This is a genomic window from Pseudomonas sp. JZ134 (genome assembly GCF_051027695.1).
Lineage (GTDB): Bacteria > Pseudomonadota > Gammaproteobacteria > Pseudomonadales > Pseudomonadaceae > Chryseomonas > Chryseomonas luteola.
Genome location: NZ_CP069250.1, coordinates 1,367,458 through 1,386,358 on the forward strand (window position 1 = coordinate 1,367,458; position 18,901 = coordinate 1,386,358).

16 protein-coding genes are annotated in these 18,901 nt (G+C 56.8%); 15 read left to right on the plus strand and 1 reads right to left on the minus strand.

Annotated elements, in window-relative coordinates; genetic code table 11:
• Window positions 1-282: 282 nt before the first annotated feature.
• The 12 genes from JQR86_RS06355 (at window position 283) to JQR86_RS06410 (ending at window position 11,593) form a co-directional block, all read left to right on the plus strand.
• Window positions 283-714 carry a hypothetical protein gene (locus JQR86_RS06355; RefSeq protein WP_010795087.1) on the plus strand — a complete coding sequence of 144 codons (432 nt, stop codon included), beginning with the start codon at window positions 283-285 and terminating at the stop codon, window positions 712-714.
• A gap of 226 nt (window positions 715-940) precedes the next feature.
• A complete protein-coding gene (grxD, locus tag JQR86_RS06360; protein WP_010795086.1) occupies window positions 941-1,267 on the plus strand; it encodes a Grx4 family monothiol glutaredoxin in 327 nt (108 codons plus the stop codon).
• A gap of 118 nt (window positions 1,268-1,385) precedes the next feature.
• Window positions 1,386-2,528, plus strand: coding sequence for an MFS transporter (locus tag JQR86_RS06365; RefSeq protein WP_434154520.1), 1,143 nt, complete (start codon window positions 1,386-1,388; stop codon window positions 2,526-2,528).
• A 92-nt stretch (window positions 2,529-2,620) separates the two neighbouring features.
• Window positions 2,621-4,615 (plus strand): FUSC family protein, encoded by a 1,995-nt coding sequence (locus JQR86_RS06370; protein WP_434154522.1) that lies wholly within the window; start codon window positions 2,621-2,623, stop codon window positions 4,613-4,615.
• Window positions 4,602-4,805 (plus strand): DUF1656 domain-containing protein, encoded by a 204-nt coding sequence (locus JQR86_RS06375; RefSeq protein ID WP_010795083.1) that lies wholly within the window; start codon window positions 4,602-4,604, stop codon window positions 4,803-4,805. The genes JQR86_RS06370 and JQR86_RS06375 overlap by 14 nt, the downstream gene beginning before the upstream one ends.
• A 42-nt stretch (window positions 4,806-4,847) precedes the next feature.
• The gene (locus JQR86_RS06380; protein WP_010795082.1) at window positions 4,848-5,750 is read left to right on the plus strand and encodes an efflux RND transporter periplasmic adaptor subunit; all 903 of its coding nucleotides are present in this window, start codon (window positions 4,848-4,850) and stop codon (window positions 5,748-5,750) included.
• A 295-nt stretch (window positions 5,751-6,045) separates the two neighbouring features.
• A complete protein-coding gene (locus JQR86_RS06385; RefSeq protein ID WP_010795081.1) occupies window positions 6,046-6,354 on the plus strand; it encodes a DUF485 domain-containing protein in 309 nt (102 codons plus the stop codon).
• Window positions 6,354-8,012, plus strand: coding sequence for a cation acetate symporter (locus tag JQR86_RS06390; RefSeq protein WP_197872340.1), 1,659 nt, complete (start codon window positions 6,354-6,356; stop codon window positions 8,010-8,012). Before JQR86_RS06385 ends, JQR86_RS06390 begins: the two co-directional genes overlap by 1 nt.
• A 61-nt stretch (window positions 8,013-8,073) precedes the next feature.
• Window positions 8,074-9,873 carry a DUF294 nucleotidyltransferase-like domain-containing protein gene (locus JQR86_RS06395; protein ID WP_434154524.1) on the plus strand — a complete coding sequence of 600 codons (1,800 nt, stop codon included), beginning with the start codon at window positions 8,074-8,076 and terminating at the stop codon, window positions 9,871-9,873.
• Complete coding sequence (locus JQR86_RS06400; protein WP_010795078.1) at window positions 9,873-10,496, plus strand: 3'-5' exonuclease; 624 nt, start codon at window positions 9,873-9,875, stop codon at window positions 10,494-10,496. Before JQR86_RS06395 ends, JQR86_RS06400 begins: the two co-directional genes overlap by 1 nt.
• A gap of 174 nt (window positions 10,497-10,670) precedes the next feature.
• Entirely contained in the window at window positions 10,671-10,829 is a 159-nt protein-coding gene (locus tag JQR86_RS06405) for a DUF3309 family protein (protein WP_010795077.1), read from the plus strand.
• 350 nt (window positions 10,830-11,179) lie between these two features.
• Window positions 11,180-11,593 (plus strand): hypothetical protein, encoded by a 414-nt coding sequence (locus JQR86_RS06410; RefSeq protein ID WP_074823589.1) that lies wholly within the window; start codon window positions 11,180-11,182, stop codon window positions 11,591-11,593.
• Between the two features lie 22 nt (window positions 11,594-11,615).
• Here JQR86_RS06410 and dacB read toward each other — a convergent pair whose 3' ends face one another.
• On the minus strand, window positions 11,616-13,076 hold the full coding sequence (gene dacB, locus JQR86_RS06415) for a D-alanyl-D-alanine carboxypeptidase/D-alanyl-D-alanine endopeptidase (RefSeq protein WP_434154526.1): 1,461 nt from the start codon (window positions 13,074-13,076) through the stop codon (window positions 11,616-11,618).
• Window positions 13,077-13,344: 268 nt separating this feature from the next.
• Here dacB and JQR86_RS06420 point away from each other — a divergent pair, with 268 nt between their 5' ends.
• The 3 genes from JQR86_RS06420 to bcsA are packed head-to-tail and all read left to right on the plus strand — an operon-like array spanning window position 13,345 to window position 18,900.
• Complete coding sequence (locus tag JQR86_RS06420; protein WP_434154527.1) at window positions 13,345-13,734, plus strand: hypothetical protein; 390 nt, start codon at window positions 13,345-13,347, stop codon at window positions 13,732-13,734.
• Window positions 13,725-14,516 carry a cellulose biosynthesis protein BcsQ gene (bcsQ, locus tag JQR86_RS06425; RefSeq protein ID WP_434134577.1) on the plus strand — a complete coding sequence of 264 codons (792 nt, stop codon included), beginning with the start codon at window positions 13,725-13,727 and terminating at the stop codon, window positions 14,514-14,516. Before JQR86_RS06420 ends, bcsQ begins: the two co-directional genes overlap by 10 nt.
• A 10-nt stretch (window positions 14,517-14,526) precedes the next feature.
• A complete protein-coding gene (bcsA, locus tag JQR86_RS06430; RefSeq protein ID WP_434154529.1) occupies window positions 14,527-18,900 on the plus strand; it encodes a UDP-forming cellulose synthase catalytic subunit in 4,374 nt (1,457 codons plus the stop codon).
• Window position 18,901: the final 1 nt, after the last annotated feature.

Sequence of the window (18,901 nt, forward strand, 5' to 3'; positions counted from 1 at the left end):
AACAGGCTACACCCAAAGCTACTGCCGCACCTATGCGGAGGAAAGGGAAGGGCCGGATCTTATAAGTAATTTATATATTTGCGCAAATCCCTGGCGAGGCTGCAGAAAAGATGAGATTGCAACCGGTTATTACGCAAAAGGTAAAACTTCACAAAGATTGGAAAATTGTTTCGCTATGGTTGTTACATTTTTGTTAAATGACTACTATGCCGCCCGCCTTTCGAGGCGACGTTATTACCCCGCAACGGGGTTATTGGAAAATTGTATGCAAAGGAGTATTGCATGAAACGCGTAGTGTATGCCGCTGCCTTCTCTACTTTGGCCCTGCTCACTGGCTGTGCCAGCCAGAACGTAAGTCAGCCAGCTCTACCTCTGGGTGGCGCGGTTGATACCGGTCTGAAAGCGGATGTCAAAGTAGGTGAAACCATCACAGGTCAGTCTTCCGTAAACGTTCTGTTCGGTATGCTGAAGCTGGGTGGTGATAGCAAGTTTGCAGACGGCGTTACCTATGGTGGTGGCGAAGGTGGTTTTGCTCTGGGACTGGATCCAGTTTCCTCGGCTAAAGCTGCTGCAGCTTACAAGGCTGTCAAGGCTTCGGGCGCTGACGTAATCGTTGCCCCGCGTTATGAAGTCGATGTTCAGGACTACCTGGTGTACAAGGCCGTCAACGTCAAAGTGACTGGCCAGAAAGGCACCATCAGCTCTATCCATTAAGGATGAGCTCGAACCGGCGGACATGGAGTTCGCCGGTTCGAAGAGAAACGACTGCCGCGTTCTTTCTCCCGCCAATTTCTCCTCCTGCGTCAAGTCACGCCATTATCAGGCTTGTAAATTGTTTCTGTTGCCCCTATCTGTATGGACGGGTGGCCAGAGGCAAAACCGAGCGTTTCACTGGGTTTTCCGTTACACTGGTCAGCACTGAAATTCAGCGAGGTGCACCGTGGATATCATCGAAACGATCAAAGAACAGATCGCCAATAATCCTGTTCTTCTTTACATGAAAGGCTCCCCCAATGCTCCGCAGTGCGGTTTCTCTGCCCGTGCCTCGCAAGCGTTGATGGCGTGTGGTGAGAAGTTCGCCTATGTGGACATCCTGCAAAATCCTGAGATCCGGGCCAATCTGCCTAAGTATGCCAATTGGCCAACGTTCCCCCAGTTGTGGGTAAACGGTGAGCTGGTAGGCGGTAGCGATATCCTGCTGGAGCTGCACGAAAAAGGTGAGCTTCAGCAGCTGGTCAAAGGCGCTGCGGGTAAAACCGAGGCCTGATCGGATGGCCAGATGAACTTCTGGTAACCGCTTCGGCTCTGACTGCCTGGGTTGTCCGGTAGTCAACCGGATTCAACAAAGCCCCGCTTCGGCGGGGCTTCGTTTTGCTGGAGTGGTTATGGCTGAGAAGACATTGGCAGGCTCTGCGCGTTGGGCTTGCGCTTATTTCTTTGCTATCAATGGACTGGTACACGGCAGTCTGATGGCGCGGATACCGGCCTTGAAAATGCAGGCCGGACTTGACGAAGGTACGCTTGGGCAAGCGTTGCTGTGCCTGGGGCTGGGTGCCTTGACAGCGTTCCCCCTGACAGGAGTTCTCCAGCGCTGGCTGGGTAGCCGCCGGATTGTAATTGGTGGAGGGCTATTGCTCCTGCTTGCCTTTCCCTTGGTCGGGCTGGCCCACCAATGGCTCAGCTTCGCCTTGGCGATGTACCTTATTGGTTTGGCCAGTGGCGCAATGGATGTTGCGGTCAACACGCAGTCTGTAGAAGTCGAACGAGCCCTTCGGCGTCCGACGCTTTCGCTTCTTCACGGGATGTACAGTCTTGGCGGCCTGGTCGGTGCGCTAGGGGCGGCTGCGCTGGTGGCATTGTCACCTATCTGGCATTTCCTCTTACTGGCAGTGATTGCCCTTATCTTTCTGCTGCCCGGCGGTAAACGGCTTTTGCCTGATGAGCACATGCCTGCGCGTACCCACAAGGGTTCAGGTCTGCGTCTGCCACCCATGGCAGTCGTAGGGCTGGGACTCATGGCATTGTGTTCGTTTGTGTCCGAAGGCGCTATCGCTGACTGGAGCGCCTTGCTTCTGCATGATGTGAAGAATGCCAGCGAAGGGTTATCCGCTTTGGGATACGCCGCCTTTTCCGCCACGATGGTATTTGGCCGACTCTTTGGTGATCGCCTGCGTGTTCGCTTTCAGGATCACTCACTGGTTCGTGCGCTTGGAGGGTTGGCAACACTGGGGATGGTTGTAGCGCTGCTGGCGCCTGATGCGATCATTTCGATCATTGGGTTTGCTCTGGCCGGTCTGGGACTGTCGGTCATTGTGCCGATCCTTTTCAGCGCTGCAGGCAATCGCCCGGGCATCGACCCGGGGGTTGGCGTTGCTGCTGTTGCTACCCTGGGCTATGGAGGGCTGCTCATGGGGCCTCCGCTGATCGGTCTGTTGGCCCAGGCAGTAGGACTTAAGCTGGCCTTGCTGTCCATTGTGGCGTTATGTGCCGCGCTGTGTCTGCGCGCCGGCATCGTTCGAAGAGGCTAGCGAGCCACCAGCCTGGTATTGTCCAGGCTGATGCAAGGAACTTCCTGACGCGTTCGTGAGCCTATCGGTCATCACTCGACGATAATAAGCACGTGCGTATTCCCTGGCAGGTTTTCCTTGCGCCTAGCCCGTTGGCGCTCAAGTTTGCGGTCAAGACGCTTTTTGCAGCGTGTCTGGCCCTATGGCTTGCGTTTCGATTCGATCTTGAACAGCCCACGTGGTCGATGATGACGGTGTTTATCGTCTCGCAGCCGTTGTCCGGCATGGTGGTAGCCAAGGGTCTGTTTCGTCTGATCGGGACCGTAGCCGGGACGATCATGTCTGTGGTGTTGATTGGCCTGTTTGCACAGACGCCCTGGGCTTTTCTTCTGGCCATGGCGCTCTGGCTCGGGTTGTGCACCGCTGCGTCGACCTTGCTGCGCAATCATGTGTCCTATGCCTTCGTTCTGGCCGGCTACACCGTAGCGATCATCGGCCTGCCAGCCATTGCTCAGCCGCTCGGCGTCTTTGATCAGGCAGTCGCTCGCTGTACGGAAATCTGTATGGGCATCATTGTGGCGTCTATCGTCAGCTCGGTGATCTGGCCGCAACGTGTAGAGCAGAACCTGAGTCAACAGGCTAGCAAGGTGTGGCAGGCGGGTCTGCAGGCAGCACGCGCTGAGGTGGCTGGAGATGAAACCGCAGCGACCGGACTGCTTGGGGTGTTTGGCCAGATCGTGGCTGTTGATGCGCAGCGCGACCACACATGGTTCGAGGGCCATCGAGGACGTCAGCGTGCCCGTGCGTTGCGACTGTTCTGTCGAGATCTGCTGAGCCTGTTGCGTACCTCGCGGGGCGTGGTTCGCCAATGGCTTAACCTTGAAGCAAATGAGCAAGAGGCGGTAGCGCCCTGGCGTGAAGAGGTTATCCAGCATCTGGATCCGTTCGAGCCAACGGCCATTGAGGCATTGCTCAACCGGCTCCATGACGAGCTCAATGATGCACGTTACAGCAATGACCAGCGCTACTTTCTGGCTCGCCTGGGCATTCTGCTCGGCAAGGCCCTAACGGCTGAACAGGCCGAACGGGCGGTTGCCCGTGGCGTGGCTGATGACAGTGCTCCTTCGGCACTGTCCTGGCACCGTGACATCCAGACGGCGCTGTTGTATGGAATACGCAGCGCATTGGCATTGCTCGGACTTGCGATCTTCTGGTTGAACACCGCCTGGCCTGCCGCAACCGGTGCCATGCTGTTGGGTGCCGTTTTATGCAGCCTGTTTGCCAACCGCGATAACGCCGTTCAGATCGGCCTAAGTTTTCTTCGTGGTATTGCCTACGCCATCGTGGTGGCCATTGTTGTCAGCCAGGCCGTATTGCCGTCATGGTCCGGCTTCCCGTTATTGTGCCTGGGTATGGGGGTTCCGCTGTTTTTTGCCGCGCTTGGAATGGCGGGGCCGCCAGCGGTGGTAGGTACGGCTACTGCGTTTGCGTTGCACTTCATTGTGCTGGTTTCGCCAAACAACCATACCCGCATGGACATGGCGAACCTGCTCAATCAAGCCCAGGCGCTGGTCATTGGAGTTGGCTTTGCCGTCGTGATTTTTCGTTTGATTACGCTGCGTCACCCGCGGCGGCTGGTCCGAAGAATTCTTTCAGCCACGACCTATGACCTGCAGCGTCTGACAGAGCGCCCTCTTGGTATTGCTGAAACCTGGTTTGGAGGTCGGATGGCCGATCGATTGCTGCAACTGGCACGCAATATCAACCTCATGCCGCTTCATGAACGTCGTCGCTGGCACGATGGCCTGCTGGCATTGGATCTGGGTAACGAGCTGTTGCACCTGCGCGCCTGCCTTGACGGGGCGACCGGCTCACTGGCGGCGGAGCGCGATCGTTTCCTACAGGCGTTTTCGGCAGCCCTGGCAAATGGTCTGGAGCATGTACGGCCGGAGCAGCTGGATGAACCCGCGAACCGATTACGCTCTGTATTAGAAGCCGTACCAGAGCCGGATGAGCCCAAGCGCCTGGCTCATGGAGCGGTTCGCCAGTTGCAGCGAACCTGGACGATGTGGTGCCAATCGCTTGAGGATCACCATGGACCTGCATGAATGGGCTATCGGCGGCGTTTACCTGAGCCCGCTGTTTCTTTATGCGGTAGCGGCTTTATTACTGACAGGTGTGATTCGGCTGGTCATGCATAAATTTCATGCGAGTCGCTGGATCTGGCATGAGGCGCTATTTGGGTGCGCACTGTTTCTGCTGCTGCTCGCAGCCATTACCTGGGTTGCCGCAACGTGACGTGGTCAAGGTGAATATGAACGCTTGGATGAGGAGGGCATGATGCGCAAGGTGGCCCGTGTAGCGATTACGGTGGTCGTGGTGATGGTGGCGGTGCTGGCTGGCCTATGGCTGTGGCGGTTTTACATGCTCTCGCCCTGGACGCGTGATGCGCGTGTTCGAGCCGATGTCGTGGTCGTCTCGCCCGATGTGGCCGGTTGGGTGACTCGCTTGCCTGTGAAGGATAATCAGCTGGTCAAGAAAGGTGATCTGATCATGCAGATCGACCGGGAGCGCTATCAGGCTACCCTCAACCACGCCCGCGCCGTTGCCGATACACGCAAACAGCAGCTGCGTTTGCGTGAGAGCGAGGCTGAGCGCCGTAATCGTCTGGGTGTCAGCGCCATCAGTGCCGAAGACAGGGAAAATGCGCAGATCAACGCTGCTGTGGCACGGAGTCAGTATCAGGAAGCGCTGACGGATATCCGGCTGGCGGAGCTTAACCTGGCGCGTAGCCAAGTGCTGGCGCCTCGTGAAGGGCGCATCACGAACCTGCGATTTGCCGAAGGTAATTACGTGCGTACCGGTGAAGCTGTCATGGCGCTGGTTGATACGCGCTCTTTCTACGTCATGGCCTATTTCGAGGAAACCAAGATCCCGCATATTGCAGTAGGGGATGCCGTCAATATCCGCCTGATGAGCCACAAGGGGATTCTCAAGGGGCGTGTGGCCAGCATCAGTAGCGGAATCACCGACCGCAACGCAAGCCCGGACGAGCAGCTATTGGCGGAAGTTCAGCCCACGTTCAATTGGGTACGACTGGCGCAACGTATTCCGGTCCGCGTAGAGCTTTTGGATGTGCCGCCAGAGGTGCAGTTGAGTGCCGGGATGACTGCTAGCGTCTCGGTGCTCGATGCCGAAGGGCATCATCCGCTGGAAGGGTGGCGCAGTCTGTGGGATTACTAGCGGGCCCGCCGACAACTCTCGAGACACATGCCGTCACACAAATAGCTATGGTTGATCAGGCCGGATAGCCCACGTTGCTGTTGCCGCCATAAGCGTATTCGGCATCCGAGCCATATGCCGACCGCTCCAGTCCCGCCGCGTCAGCGGGGCTGTAGGGTCGCACTTTTAAGCCTTTACCCTTTATCCCGCGAAACAGCCCCTTTATCCCGGTTACGACTAAAGTCGTCTGGCTGTCAGGTGCCGGTAGCCTAGAGTACAAATCGACGATCCCCGTCACGCTGTGAGGACAACAATAATGAACGACAGCATCTACCGGCGGATAGAACAAAATCCGCAATTCAAAGAACTGGTTGCCAAGCGTGAGCGTTTTGCCTGGCTGCTTTCCCTGATCATGTTAGGACTCTACGTCGCCTTCATCCTGCTTATCGCCTTTGCGCCACATGTGTTAGGTGCTCGGATCAACCCGGATAGTCCGATTACCTGGGGAATTCCGATCGGTGTCGGTCTGATTCTCTCTGCTTTTATCCTGACAGGTGTGTACGTTCGCCGTGCCAATGGTGAATTCGACCAGCTTAACCGTGCCATTTTGAAGGAGGTTCAATAATGAAAGCGCCTCTCTCTGCAGTAATGGGACTGGCTCTGTTCGCTCCGGCTGCCTGGGCTGCCGATGCGTTGACCGGTGCCGTTCAACGGCAACCTTTGAACGTGGCCGCTATCGTAATGTTCGTTGCTTTCGTGGCGGGGACATTGGGGATCACTTATTGGGCTTCCAAACGCAACCGTTCAGCGGCAGATTACTACGCTGCTGGCGGTCGCATCACGGGCTTTCAGAATGGTTTGGCAATCGCAGGCGACTATATGTCTGCCGCCTCCTTTCTGGGTATTTCCGCGCTGGTATTTACGTCGGGTTATGACGGCCTGATCTACTCCATCGGCTTTCTGGTCGGATGGCCGATCATTCTGTTCCTGATTGCCGAGCGCTTGCGTAACCTGGGCAAATACACCTTTGCCGACGTTGCCTCCTACCGTCTCAAGCAGAAGGAAATCCGTACCCTGTCTGCCTGTGGTTCGTTGGTGGTGGTGGCGTTGTACCTGATCGCTCAGATGGTGGGTGCGGGCAAGCTGATTCAGCTGCTATTCGGCCTTGATTACCACGTGGCGGTGATCCTGGTCGGCATCCTCATGGTGATGTACGTATTGTTTGGCGGCATGCTGGCAACCACCTGGGTACAGATCATCAAGGCGGTACTGCTGCTTTCGGGCGCAAGCTTCATGGCTGTCATGGTAATGAAGTCCGTCAACTTCGACTTCAGTGCGCTGTTCTCCCAGGCTATCGCGGTCCATCCGAAAGGCGAGGCCATCATGAGCCCCGGCGGTCTGGTAAAAGACCCGATCTCAGCCTTTTCTCTGGGGCTGGCGTTGATGTTTGGTACAGCAGGTCTGCCGCACATTCTTATGCGCTTCTTCACGGTGAGTGATGCCAAAGAAGCTCGCAAGAGCGTGTTCTACGCTACCGGTTTCATCGGTTATTTCTACATCCTGACCTTTATCATCGGTTTCGGCGCGATCCTGCTCGTCAGCACCAATCCTGCGTTCAAGGATGCTGCCGGTGGCCTGATTGGTGGCAACAACATGGCGGCGGTGCACCTGGCCAACGCGGTGGGTGGCAGCATCTTCCTGGGGTTCATCTCGGCGGTAGCGTTTGCAACCATCCTGGCGGTGGTAGCAGGTCTGACCCTGGCGGGTGCCTCGGCGGTGTCCCATGACCTCTATGCCAGCGTGATCAAGAAAGGCAATGCCAACGAAAAGGATGAGCTGCGTGTCTCTAAGATCACCACTGTGACGCTGGGCGTGGTTGCGATCGGCTTGGGTATTCTGTTCGAGAAGCAGAACATTGCCTTCATGGTGGGTCTGGCTTTCTCGATCGCGGCCAGCTGTAACTTCCCGGTACTGCTGCTCTCCATGTACTGGAAGAAACTGACCACGCGAGGTGCCATGATTGGTGGCTGGTTGGGGCTGATCACGGCGGTGGCTCTGATGATTCTAGGCCCGACCATTTGGGTTACCATCCTGGGCCATGAAAAGGCGATCTACCCTTATGAGTATCCAGCACTGTTCTCCATGCTCGTAGCGTTCATCGGGATCTGGTTCTTCTCGATTACGGACAAATCTACCGCAGCCGATGAAGAGCGTGCTCGATTCTTCCCTCAGTTCGTTCGCTCTCAGACGGGTCTTGGCGCTTCCGGCGCAGTGGCTCACTAAGTCGTACTGAATCGGCAGGCTCGTCAGGGCCTGCCGTTTTCATTTCAGGCGAATTCGCGTCATGCCGGATAATTTCAATTTCGAGGCAGCCCCGTTCGATACGCTCAGTGAGTATGAACGCAACCTGCTTCGCTCGGCGCTATCGGTCGGATACTACGTGCCTGGCGAGATACTGATCGAGCCGGGTAGCGTCACGCTTGCACTCTATATCGTGCTGAAGGGTGTCATTGAGGAGCGCGGCAAGGACGACCAGCTGTTTGCGCACTATGGACCGGACGATCTCTTTGATGTGAGGGGGCTTTTTGATGGACAGACCCGGCATGCCTATCGAGCTGTTGAGGAAAGCATCGTCTACGAACTCAACGCCAAGATGTTTCATGAACTGTGCGAGCGAAATACCTCGTTTGCTGCCTATTTTCAGGCAAGCCTTGCCACCAAGCGGCAACTGGCGCGCCGGGACGGGCAGAATCTGGCGGAATTCATTCTGACCCGCATTGCCCGTGAGCATCTGATGCCTGCGGTGGAAGTCGGTGCCGATCTGTCATTGGGTGAGGCTGCCCGTACGCAGCTAAAGGTCGGCGCCGATGCGTTGCTGGTCCGGCTGGAAGACGGCTTTGAAGGACTGGGTATTGTGACCAGAACGGACCTGATGGTTGCCCATTTCCAGCAGGGGCTGGGCGACGAGACACCTATCGGGACGCTGGCGCATCAGCCGCTGGCCTCTATAGAGCTGGGCGACTTTCTATTCGATGCCATGATTCTCATGACCCGCCAACGCATCGAGCGGGTCGTGGTCAGGCAAGGTAATCAGGCAGTCGGCCTGCTGCATTTGACTCAGGTATTGAGTCTCTTTTCCACCCATTCTCATGTTCTGGCGCTACGGATCGCCCGCGCCGAAACGCTTGATGAGTTGCAGAGAGCCGCCGAAACCCTGGATATACTGATTGCTACCCTGGAGGGTAATGGCATCCGGCTGCGCTTTATCATGCAGTTGGTCAGCGCGCTGAATGAGCAGTTGCTGGCGCGCGTCTTCGAGCAGTGTGTTCCTGTAGCGTATCGCTCCCGTTGTTGCCTGGTGGTCATGGGAAGCGAAGGGCGAGGAGAGCAGTTGCTCAAAACCGATCAGGATAATGCGCTGATCCATGCAGACGACATTGCAAACGAGGAGGCATTGGCCTGGATGGCCCGCTTCAATGAGGCGCTCACGGGGTTTGGTTACCCTCAATGCCCAGGAAGGGTAATGGCCTCGAATGCGGTGTGGTGCAAACCTGTCAGTGAGTGGCGGCATGAGCTGCTGACGGCCGCCCGCGAGGGGCATCCTGAGCAGCTGCTGCGTCTGTCCATTCTGATGGATGCCCACCCTGTAGCCGGAAATGAGCATTGGTTTATGGCTGTGCAGGCTCAGCTGAGCGTGTGGTCTGGCTCGGGGGAGCGCTGGCTGAGCGATATGGCGCTGGCTGCCTTACAGTTTGATACGCCGTTGACCTTGTTTGGCGGGTTCAAAACATCTGGCGAACGCCTGGACATCAAGCGTGGAGGTCTTTTCCCGATCGTTCATGGGACCCGAATACTCGCCCTGCGAGACGGTTTGATGGTGCGTGGCACCTTGGGCAGACTGCAGATGCTGGGCGAGCGAGGCATTCTGGATCGAAACATGGCCGATAACCTCGCTGAGGCTTTCGAGCTGTTCATGCAGCTACGGCTGTCACAGCAATTGGCAGGTGACAGGAATGGATTAACGCAAGGTATCGATGTGTCGATCCTGAGCCGGACCGAGCGAGACCTGCTGCGCTTCAGCCTCCATGTAGTTAAAAAATTCAAGCAAACCCTGGGACGTCTGTTTCATCTGGATACGCGTTGATGGCTGCCTACATCTCAAGACCTGATTTGCATTGGCCCCTTTGGCGGCAACGCCTGCATTGGTGGTGGCATGACCCGATGGACGCCGATGAGATCGTTTCGCTGGATTTGGAAACGACCAGCCTTGATCCACGTCGGGCCGATATTCTCAGTGTGGGTGCCATACTCATTCGACAGGGGAAGATGCAGGTAGGGGAACGTCTTGAACTATACGTCGAGCCGCCACCCAGTCTGGACGCCGAATCGATCCGCATTCACAAGCTACGTCGGATGGATCTGGAGGGGCAGCTCAATATCCAGGATGCCCTGAGACAACTGCAAGACTTCATCGGAAATCGCCCGCTGCTGGGTTATTACGTATCCTTTGATATCGCAGTGCTCAGTCGTCATTTCCGCCGTTACGGGATGCCCAGGCTGACGAATCCCCGGATCGAAGTGTCAGCCCTCTATCATCGCAAGGTCAGCCGTTTGTTTCCTGACGTGCATCTGGATCTGCGCTTTGACACCCTGTCGCGGGCGCTGGACATACCGGTAACGGGGCGGCATACCGCGCTTGGGGACGCACAAACGGTTTCGCTGATGTTTCTTAAATTATTGAAGGGGCCTGTGCCCAAGCCGTACTAAACAGAAAATAGTGTGCTTCTCGTCAACAAGCGAAGCGGTTGCAGGATTTTTCCGCAGGGGTAGCAGTCCGATAGTACAGGTACGCTTTCTTCTTATTCCCCGAGCTTTTCCGGTCTCGGTGATGGGAAGTGACCTGTGCCGTGGATTCCCGTAGCGGTTATAAGGAGATGCATCATGTCGCTGACTACCATATTGGTTCTGGTCCTGCTTGTTCTGTTGATTGGTGGATTGCCCGTGTTTCCGCATTCGCGCAGCTGGGGATATGGCCCGTCCGGAATCGTGGGCGTGTTGCTGGTCGTACTGCTCGTGCTGGTGTTGCTGGGCATGATCTAGCGTCGACGGCTTAAAGATGAAAAGTCTTTTATAATCAATTGCTTAAGAATCGATTGAGACAGGATGTTCCCTGCTTTTTGCTCCAGTTTGGTGCGTAGGAGAAAATTCTTGCCCAAAGAGGTGCAAGAGAGTAGGGTTCTCTTCACCGGCCTGCCTTGCCGATGTCAGTTGTGAGACAAAACCAGAGCCAAGCGTCGCTTGCTCTGGTTTTGTCTTTTCTGCGCTACCTCTTTTTATTTCACTCGTCTCAGTGCCTTGCATCACGGAGCGATCATTCAGGTGTTGCGCGGCGTTTAATCGGCCAGGCGGCTGTGATAAAAGCCCAAGGAGTAGCAAAGAGGGAGTGTTCCGTGGATTCGGAATCCATAGTGTATGGCTGCATCAAGGATTGGCCGACGAGCGACTCCATGGAGCGCCGCATGCGCCGGGCTTTGAATCGTCGTGTTCTGGCCAATCTCCCTCATGATTCCTGGGCATTTCTGGGGCGGGAGATGTTCAGCCAGTGCGAGCAGGCCGGCGCAGGTCTTTATAAAACCCAGGTCATTCACTTTGGCGCCAGTTATGAAGGCGTCGAGTATGAGTGGAAATTATGGGTCGAAGAGTTCGAGGCCCTGCTCAAACGCCTCTATTGGGCCAGCGCCGTGGTGCATCTGGAAACCGGCTTGAGCGGTACTCATACGTTCCGTTGGGAATCTGAGAAAGGCTTCCATAGCCCACAGGAAGATGACTTACGGGCACGGTGTGCCTGGGAGCGGGAGGGCTGAAGCCCTCCCGTAGCCGCTGTTCTCAGCGAGCAGCAGTGCTGTCCTGCTTGGTACGGTTGTACAGATCCACCATAACCTGATCCAGTACGCTGGACGCACCCCAGGGACGGCTGCTGTTCAGAATCGCAACCACCGCCCACGTCCTGCCATTGGCATCCCGGCTGAAGCCGGCCAGGGCACGTACGTTATTGAGCGTTCCCGTCTTCATGTGGGCCTGTCCGAGCAGGGGTGTATTCTTCAGGCGCTTGCGCAGCGTGCCGTCCATGCCTGCAATGGGCAGGGAAGAGATGTATTCGTAGGCATAGGGGCTTCGCCAGGCTGCCTGAAGAATCAGGCCCATTTCCCGCGCGCTAATGCGCTCATCGCGGGACAGTCCCGAGCCGTTTTCCATGACCAGGTGCGTGGCGGTGATACCTTTGCGGGCCAGCCACTGACGAATCACACGCTGCGCCGCTACGCCATCATTCGCGTCCGCGCTGGTGCGGTATTGGGCACCAATGGACAGGAACAGCTGTCGCGCCATGGTGTTGTTACTGTATTTGTTGATATCGCGAATGATCTCGACCAGATCAGGCGAAAAGGAGCGAGCCAGCAGCTCTGCGCTCTTGGGTACTGTACCCTCCCGGTCCTTGCCCATGATGGTGCCGCCCAGTTCCTTCCAGATGGCGCGTACGGCACCTGCGGTATAGCTTGGGTGATCCAGCAGTGACAGGTAGCTCTGAGCGCTACAACCGCTAGGCAGGTTGCCCGTCACGATAAGGGCAGTGCCGTCCGCTTCCGTGACTGGGTTGAACCGTATTTCAGGCCACGCAGGGCACTTGCCCTTGCCTACGGCCTTGACCTGATTCTCAACCCGCACATTGGTCAACGGCGGGTCCATCGAGACGCTGGCCTTGCCGTCATCGGCACGAATGACCATGCGGACCGACTTCAGATTGACCATCAAGGCATCCGGGCCAACCAGGAACGGCTTGTTCTCATCGTTGCCGTCATCGTTGAAAACAGGAAGTTCGGGTTTGATGAAGCGGCCGCGATCCAGAACCAGATCCCCGTTGACCTGGGTGACGCCATTGGCGCGCAGATCACGCATCATCAGCCACAGCTTTTCCATGTTCAGCTTTGGATCGCCACCGCCCTTGAGATAGAGGTTGCCGTTGAGCACTCCGTTGTGGAGCTGGCCATCGGTATAGAACTCCGTCTTCCACTGATAGGTAGGACCTAGCAGTTCCAACGCCGCAAATGTCGTAATGAGCTTCATGGTAGAAGCAGGGTTTACGGAAACATCGGCATTGTAAAAGTCAGCGCTTCCGGCAGCATCCAGCGGAATCATGACCAGGGACAGCTCGTCATTGGCCAGTTTGTTCTTTTGCATGAGCTGCTGCACTTTAGGTGGCAGCACGGCAGTGCCAGCATAGGTCAGAGCGGGTAAGCCCAGAGGCAGAAGGCCTAGCGCAAGTGAAACGGAGCGGAAGAATTTCAGCATTAACAAACCCCAAAAGAAGGCTGGGCCGAGATGAAAAGGTGATAGCCGAGCGATCTGTTACAAGAAACAGACATTATGCAGCAAACCGGTTTATAGCCAATACAGCCTGTGAAATGACTAGCACGCGTTGTCAGCTTTCCGCCTGTAGGGATTAAACAGCCATTTATCTGGCGGATCTCCATAATGTGACAAATATCGCAAAAGATAATGATCGATTGTGCATTAGGTATTAAAATGATAGCAAATTGCCATACAGACGATTGCTATCATGAGCGAGCGGGACATCCGGGACTACATTAACAGCCTTAATGAAGAAAACCTGAACCGGCAGTCTGGGGCATCGGCTCAAGCAGGGGATACGCTAGGGTGGGCACTTCTCGAGGCCATTGCCTCGCCTGTTGATCAGCCATTACCTGTTATCCATTCTTCTTCTGCAGTCTCTACCGAGGCCATTCCAGTGGTGACGAGCAATCCCTTACAAGAGGCGCGTGAGCCCTCGTCAGGCATCGCTCCTCCGGTGGATGTCCAGGCCAAGCCTGCCTCAGGCGCTCACCCGTTTGGCAATATCTTCAAGATTAAACCGGCAGTGGACGAGGTAGACCTTCAACCTCAGGGCTCTTTGAAAGCGCTGCTCAAGAGTATTGCCACATGCCGTTGATCTGTGTTGCCTCTCCCAAGGGCGGTGTAGGCAAGACGACCGTGACGGCCAGCCTGGGGTATGCACTTCAGCGTCTAGGGCGTCCAGTAGTGTTGGTTGACTTCGACGTGCAGAACGCTTTGCGCCTGCATTTTGGGTTGCCGCTCGGGCTGAGTCAGGGATTTGTTGAAAGCGCTCTGGCGGGCGCAGACTGGCGGCAGCTAAAGGTAACCTCTCCAAGCAATATTCAGGTGCTGCCATACGGACGGGTTAGCGCAACGACGCGTCTGGCGTTCGAGCACCGCCTGCTCAATGATCCTTCTTTTCTGAAGGAAGGGCTGGCAGATCTGCTCACGATTCCCAATGTGATTGTATTGGCAGATACGCCGCCTGGCCCAAGCGCTGCTCTGAGCGCGCTTATCCATCAGGCGGATCTCTGCATAGCGGTACTGTTGGCCGATGCAGGCTCGGTTGCATTGCTGCCGGATATCGAATCCGGTGAGTTCTTTGGCAGTGCTGGAACGGAAACCGTGCGCTATGTAGTCAATCAGGTGGATCGGCGGCGGCGCCTCAATCGAGACGTCTCGGTGTTTCTGCAGGCGCGCTGCGGTGGCGCATTGCTGGGCATGATCCATCGTGACGAGTCACTGCCTGAGGCGCTGGCAAGTCAGCAATCGGTTTTCGCATTCGATTCGGCATCGGCCGCCGCCCATGACCTCGATATGCTTGCGCAGCGATTGCTGGCCGCGCTTGAGCAGCAGACCACACCTGTATTTGATACGCGTCAACGGCAGTATTCCTGAGGAATCAAGGATGAATTCTGGAGTCGGAAAGCTCGCAGCCAGCGGGCTTGTTGTTCTGGCGTTGCCCATCCTTGCACTGATCATCATGGTGCCGATGAGTATCGAGATGCAGCTGCTGCTAAGCGTGGCTGCCATCCTGTTTACGATGGTGCTCAAGCGCAACCCTTCTTCCCGAATCACTTTGACGCTGGTGGTCATTTCGATCACGCTTTCGACACGCTATCTCTACTGGCGTACCACTGAGACGCTGCATTTCAGCAATGGCGTGGAGTGGGTTCTGGGCATCGGTCTGTACCTGGCCGAGGTCTATGCCTGGATCATCCTGCTGTTGGGCTATTTCCAGAGTGCCTGGCCGCTTGAGCGCAGGCCCAGCCGTCTGCCAGCCGATACCTCGGTGTGGCCAAGCGTGGATGTCTACATTCCGACCTATAACGAGAGCCTGAGCGTAGTACAGGATACGATCCTGGCTGCCCAGAATCTGAATTACCCGGGCGACAAGCTCAGGATCTATGTGCTCGATGATGGTCGTCGACCCGAATTTGGTGCATATGCCGCTGCCGCAGGCGTGGGGTATATCGTTCGGCCGGACAACAATCATGCGAAGGCCGGTAATCTCAACCATGCGATGACCAAGACCCACGGCGACCTGATCTGCATCTTCGACTGCGATCACGTCACGACCCGGGTTTTCCTGCAGGCCACGGTCGGGCAGTTCCTCGATGACCCCAAACTCGCCTTGGTGCAGACGCCACATCACTTCTACTCGCCAGACCCGTTTGCCCGCAACCTCAGTACCCAGGGGAAGGTTCCCAGTGAGGATGAGCTGTTCTATGGCCCGATTCAGAAGGGCAACGACCTGTGGAATGCCACGTTCTTTTGCGGCTCTTGTGCCATCATCCGCCGCAAGGCCCTGGAGGATACGAACGGATTTGCCGTCGAGACCGTAACCGAAGACGCGCATACGGCGCTCAAGCTGCAGCGCAAGGGATGGAATACCGCCTTTATCAGCATCCCCATGGCAGCAGGCCTTTCAACAGAGCGCCTGGCCTTGCATGTCGGTCAGCGTATGCGCTGGGCGCGAGGCATGACGCAGATCTTCCGGCTGGATAACCCGCTGCTCGGAAGGGGCCTGGCATTGCCTCAGCGGCTCTGCTATCTGAACGCCATGCTGCATTTCCAGTTTGCCCTGCCGCGCTTTGTCTTCCTGACATCGCCGCTGGCCTTCCTGCTGCTGGGGCAGAACATCATCGCTGCCTCGGCGCAGACCATTTTTGCCTATGCGTTGCCGCATCTGGTGCTGTCGATCCTGACAAACGCCCGTATCCAGGGTAAACACCGTCATTCCTTCTGGGGGGAAATCTACGAGACGGTGCTGGCCTTTCACCTGATCAAGCCCACGCTCTATACGCTGTTCAACCCCAGGAAGGGCAAGTTCAACGTGACGGACAAGGGCGATCTGCTGGACCGGGGCTTCTTCGATTTTCCTGTGGTGAAGCCGCACCTGATTACGGTGGGCTTTTTGTGTGCCGGCATCCTGTTTGGTATTGCCAAGTATTTCTGGATCGAAGCAATTCGGCCGGATCTGTTTACGCTGATGCTCAACATTGGCTGGACAGTCTTCAACATGTTGATCCTGTTGGCGGCCATTGCAGCGGCACTCGAGACCCGGCAGGTGCGCCAGACCGTGCGGCTCGCTGTCAATCTGCCGATTCTCATGTACCTGGCCGATGGCCGTGTGGTGCGCAGCGAGTCGGTGGATATTTCCATGGGCGGTGCGCGGCTTCGTTACAAGGGGGGTGAGTTGTCCGCGCCAGTCGAGGAGATCGAGATCCAGTATGGCGAGTCGCCTCTGATCCTGGGCACAGACATGGTCAATGCTCGCGATGGCTATGTGCAGTTGCGTTACAAACCCCTCTCGATTGCCCAACGCCGCGATTTGGTGGCTATCGTCATGGGGCGGCCAGATGCCTGGCTCAAGACGCACCCGACACAGGAAGATAACCCGCTGCGCTCATTGTGGAATGTGATCCGATCGGGCGCGCTACTGGTCAGGCGGCCGACCAGACGCTCGCCCGGCAACGCAACCAAGGCTCGCAAGCCACGGGGATTTGCCAGGGCGCTGATGCCTGCCGCCGCCCTGGTGGTCGTTGCTGTGCTATGCATTATTTCCTTGCCGTCCAAGGCTGATGAGCAGCCCCTTCCGCCGCTTCCGGCCTTGCCGCCACCCGTCAATACAATAACCTCTGCTGGCATGCCTGCTATGCCCGGCAGGGTTGAATCGATCAGCCTTAGCCGGTTGGGCGTGTCCGACGCACTGATGCTGAAGGGGCGGCGAGGGGAGGCGGGCGTAGCTTTTTCCATCAACCGCCAGCAGGTGGTTACAGGCGCGACGCTGCACCTGCGCCTCAGCTATTCCGACAAGCTTTTAGCCGAGAGCAGCGTCCTGCAGGTATCGGTCAACGATGAGCTGATTCAGAACATTCCATTGGTACCTGCTACCGCCTCGGGACTGGACGTCGATCTGCCCATCAATCCGCTACTTCTCCTGCCTTATAATCGGCTGAACCTGCGCCTTGATGCGCATTATTCACAACAGTGTGAGAACCCGTTGCATCCTGCGCTGTGGGCCAGAATAGACCCTGCCTCCACGTTGGAGCTGGCTCTGGAGCGGCTGCCTATTACGCGCGATCTGGCGCTGCTGCCGGCACCGTTTTTCGATGAGGCGGACATGAGCCGCCTGCGCCTGCCTGTGGTACTGCCCGATCAACCTGAAGCGGGTGAGATAGAAAGCGCTGCGATGGTCGCCTCCTGGTTTGGTATGCAGTCCCGCTTTCGTGGCGCTGAATTTCCGGTCAGCTTCAATGAGCTGCCGATGGGGAATGCCGTTCTCATTGGCACGGCACGCGAATCCTTTACAGGTTTAACCCTGCCAGCGATTGAGGGTCCCATGCTGGCCGTGGTCGATAACCCCCGTGATTCCCTGGGCAAGCTCCTGCTGGTGCTGGGGCGTGATGCATCGGAAGTCCGCGTCGCCGCTCAGAATCTGGTACTAAGGTCGGATCGTCTGAAAGGGGAAGCTGCTAATTTAGCGCCGTTTTCGATCCCGGCCCGCCGGCCTTACGATGCGCCGCGCTGGATCTCCAATCAGGTTACCCGCTTCGCTGATCTGGCAAAGCCTGAGGCGCTGACCAGCGACAATCTCTTTCCAGGTGTCATCAAGATAGGTTTTCGCGCTGCACCCGATAACTTTCTCTGGGAAGGCGACAATGTGCCGATGCGCATACGGTTTCGCTTCCCCGAAGGGGATTGGTACGACGCCGCACGCTCCCGACTGGATGTCTCACTTAACGGGCAATACCTGAGTTCAGTATCGGTACTCAAGCCGGGCCTGTATGAAAAGGTAAAGTCACTGCTGGGCTACCCCAGCCGCCAGGAAGATGCAGTGATCGAGGTGCCGCCGTATCTGATCTATGGCGATAACCAGCTAGGGTTTTACTACAACCAGCAGGTCACCAGCACCGAAGACTGCAACCTTGTGCTGCCGGAGTCAGCGCATAGCTACATCGACGGCGACTCAGTGATTGACCTGAGTGGAGCCAAGCACTTTTCACAGCTGCCCAACCTGTCTTTCTTCGTTGGCGCCGGCTTTCCCTTTACACGTATGGCCGATCTTTCCCAGACGGCGCTCATTCTGCCTCATTCACCCCGCGCCAGTGAGATTGAGGCCTTATTGACGCTGATGGGGCGTTTCGGTGATGCCACGGGCTATCCTGCCCTTAACGCAACCGTGCTCTTGGGAACCACACATCTGCCTGAAGTCGCGGACCGCGACTGGCTGGTGGTTGGCCAGATCAGTGATCGGCTGGATTTCAAGACGCTGTTCCAGGGCTCGTCCTTCACACTCACCCAGAACCGGCTTCGTATCCAGCCGCTCACGCCAACCGGCATGCTTGAAACAGTATTGCTGGGCGACTGGGATCGCCAGATAGATGCAGCCGACCGCACGCTGGCGGGCTATCGGGATTTTCAGGGGTTTGTCAGCCGCCAGTCACCCCTCAACAACAAGCGCGTCGTAGTGATGGCATTGGCTAGCCAGCCAGAACGCCTGCCTAATGTCATTACCTATTTGAACAGCCCGGAACACAGCGCCGAGATCAGAGGCGATATCGCCTTGTTTGGCCGTGATGGTCAGGTGGAGAGCTTTCGTACCGGGCTGCGCTTTACCTATGGCGAGTTGCCTTGGTTCATGTATGTGCGCTGGCTGTTCAGTGAGCGGCCCCTGGTCCTGATGGGGTTGTTGTTGCTTGCAGCAGTGCTGGCGGCATTTGGGCTTCACACATTGCTCAGGCTCCAGGCCCACAAGCGACTGGGCAAAAGGAATTGAT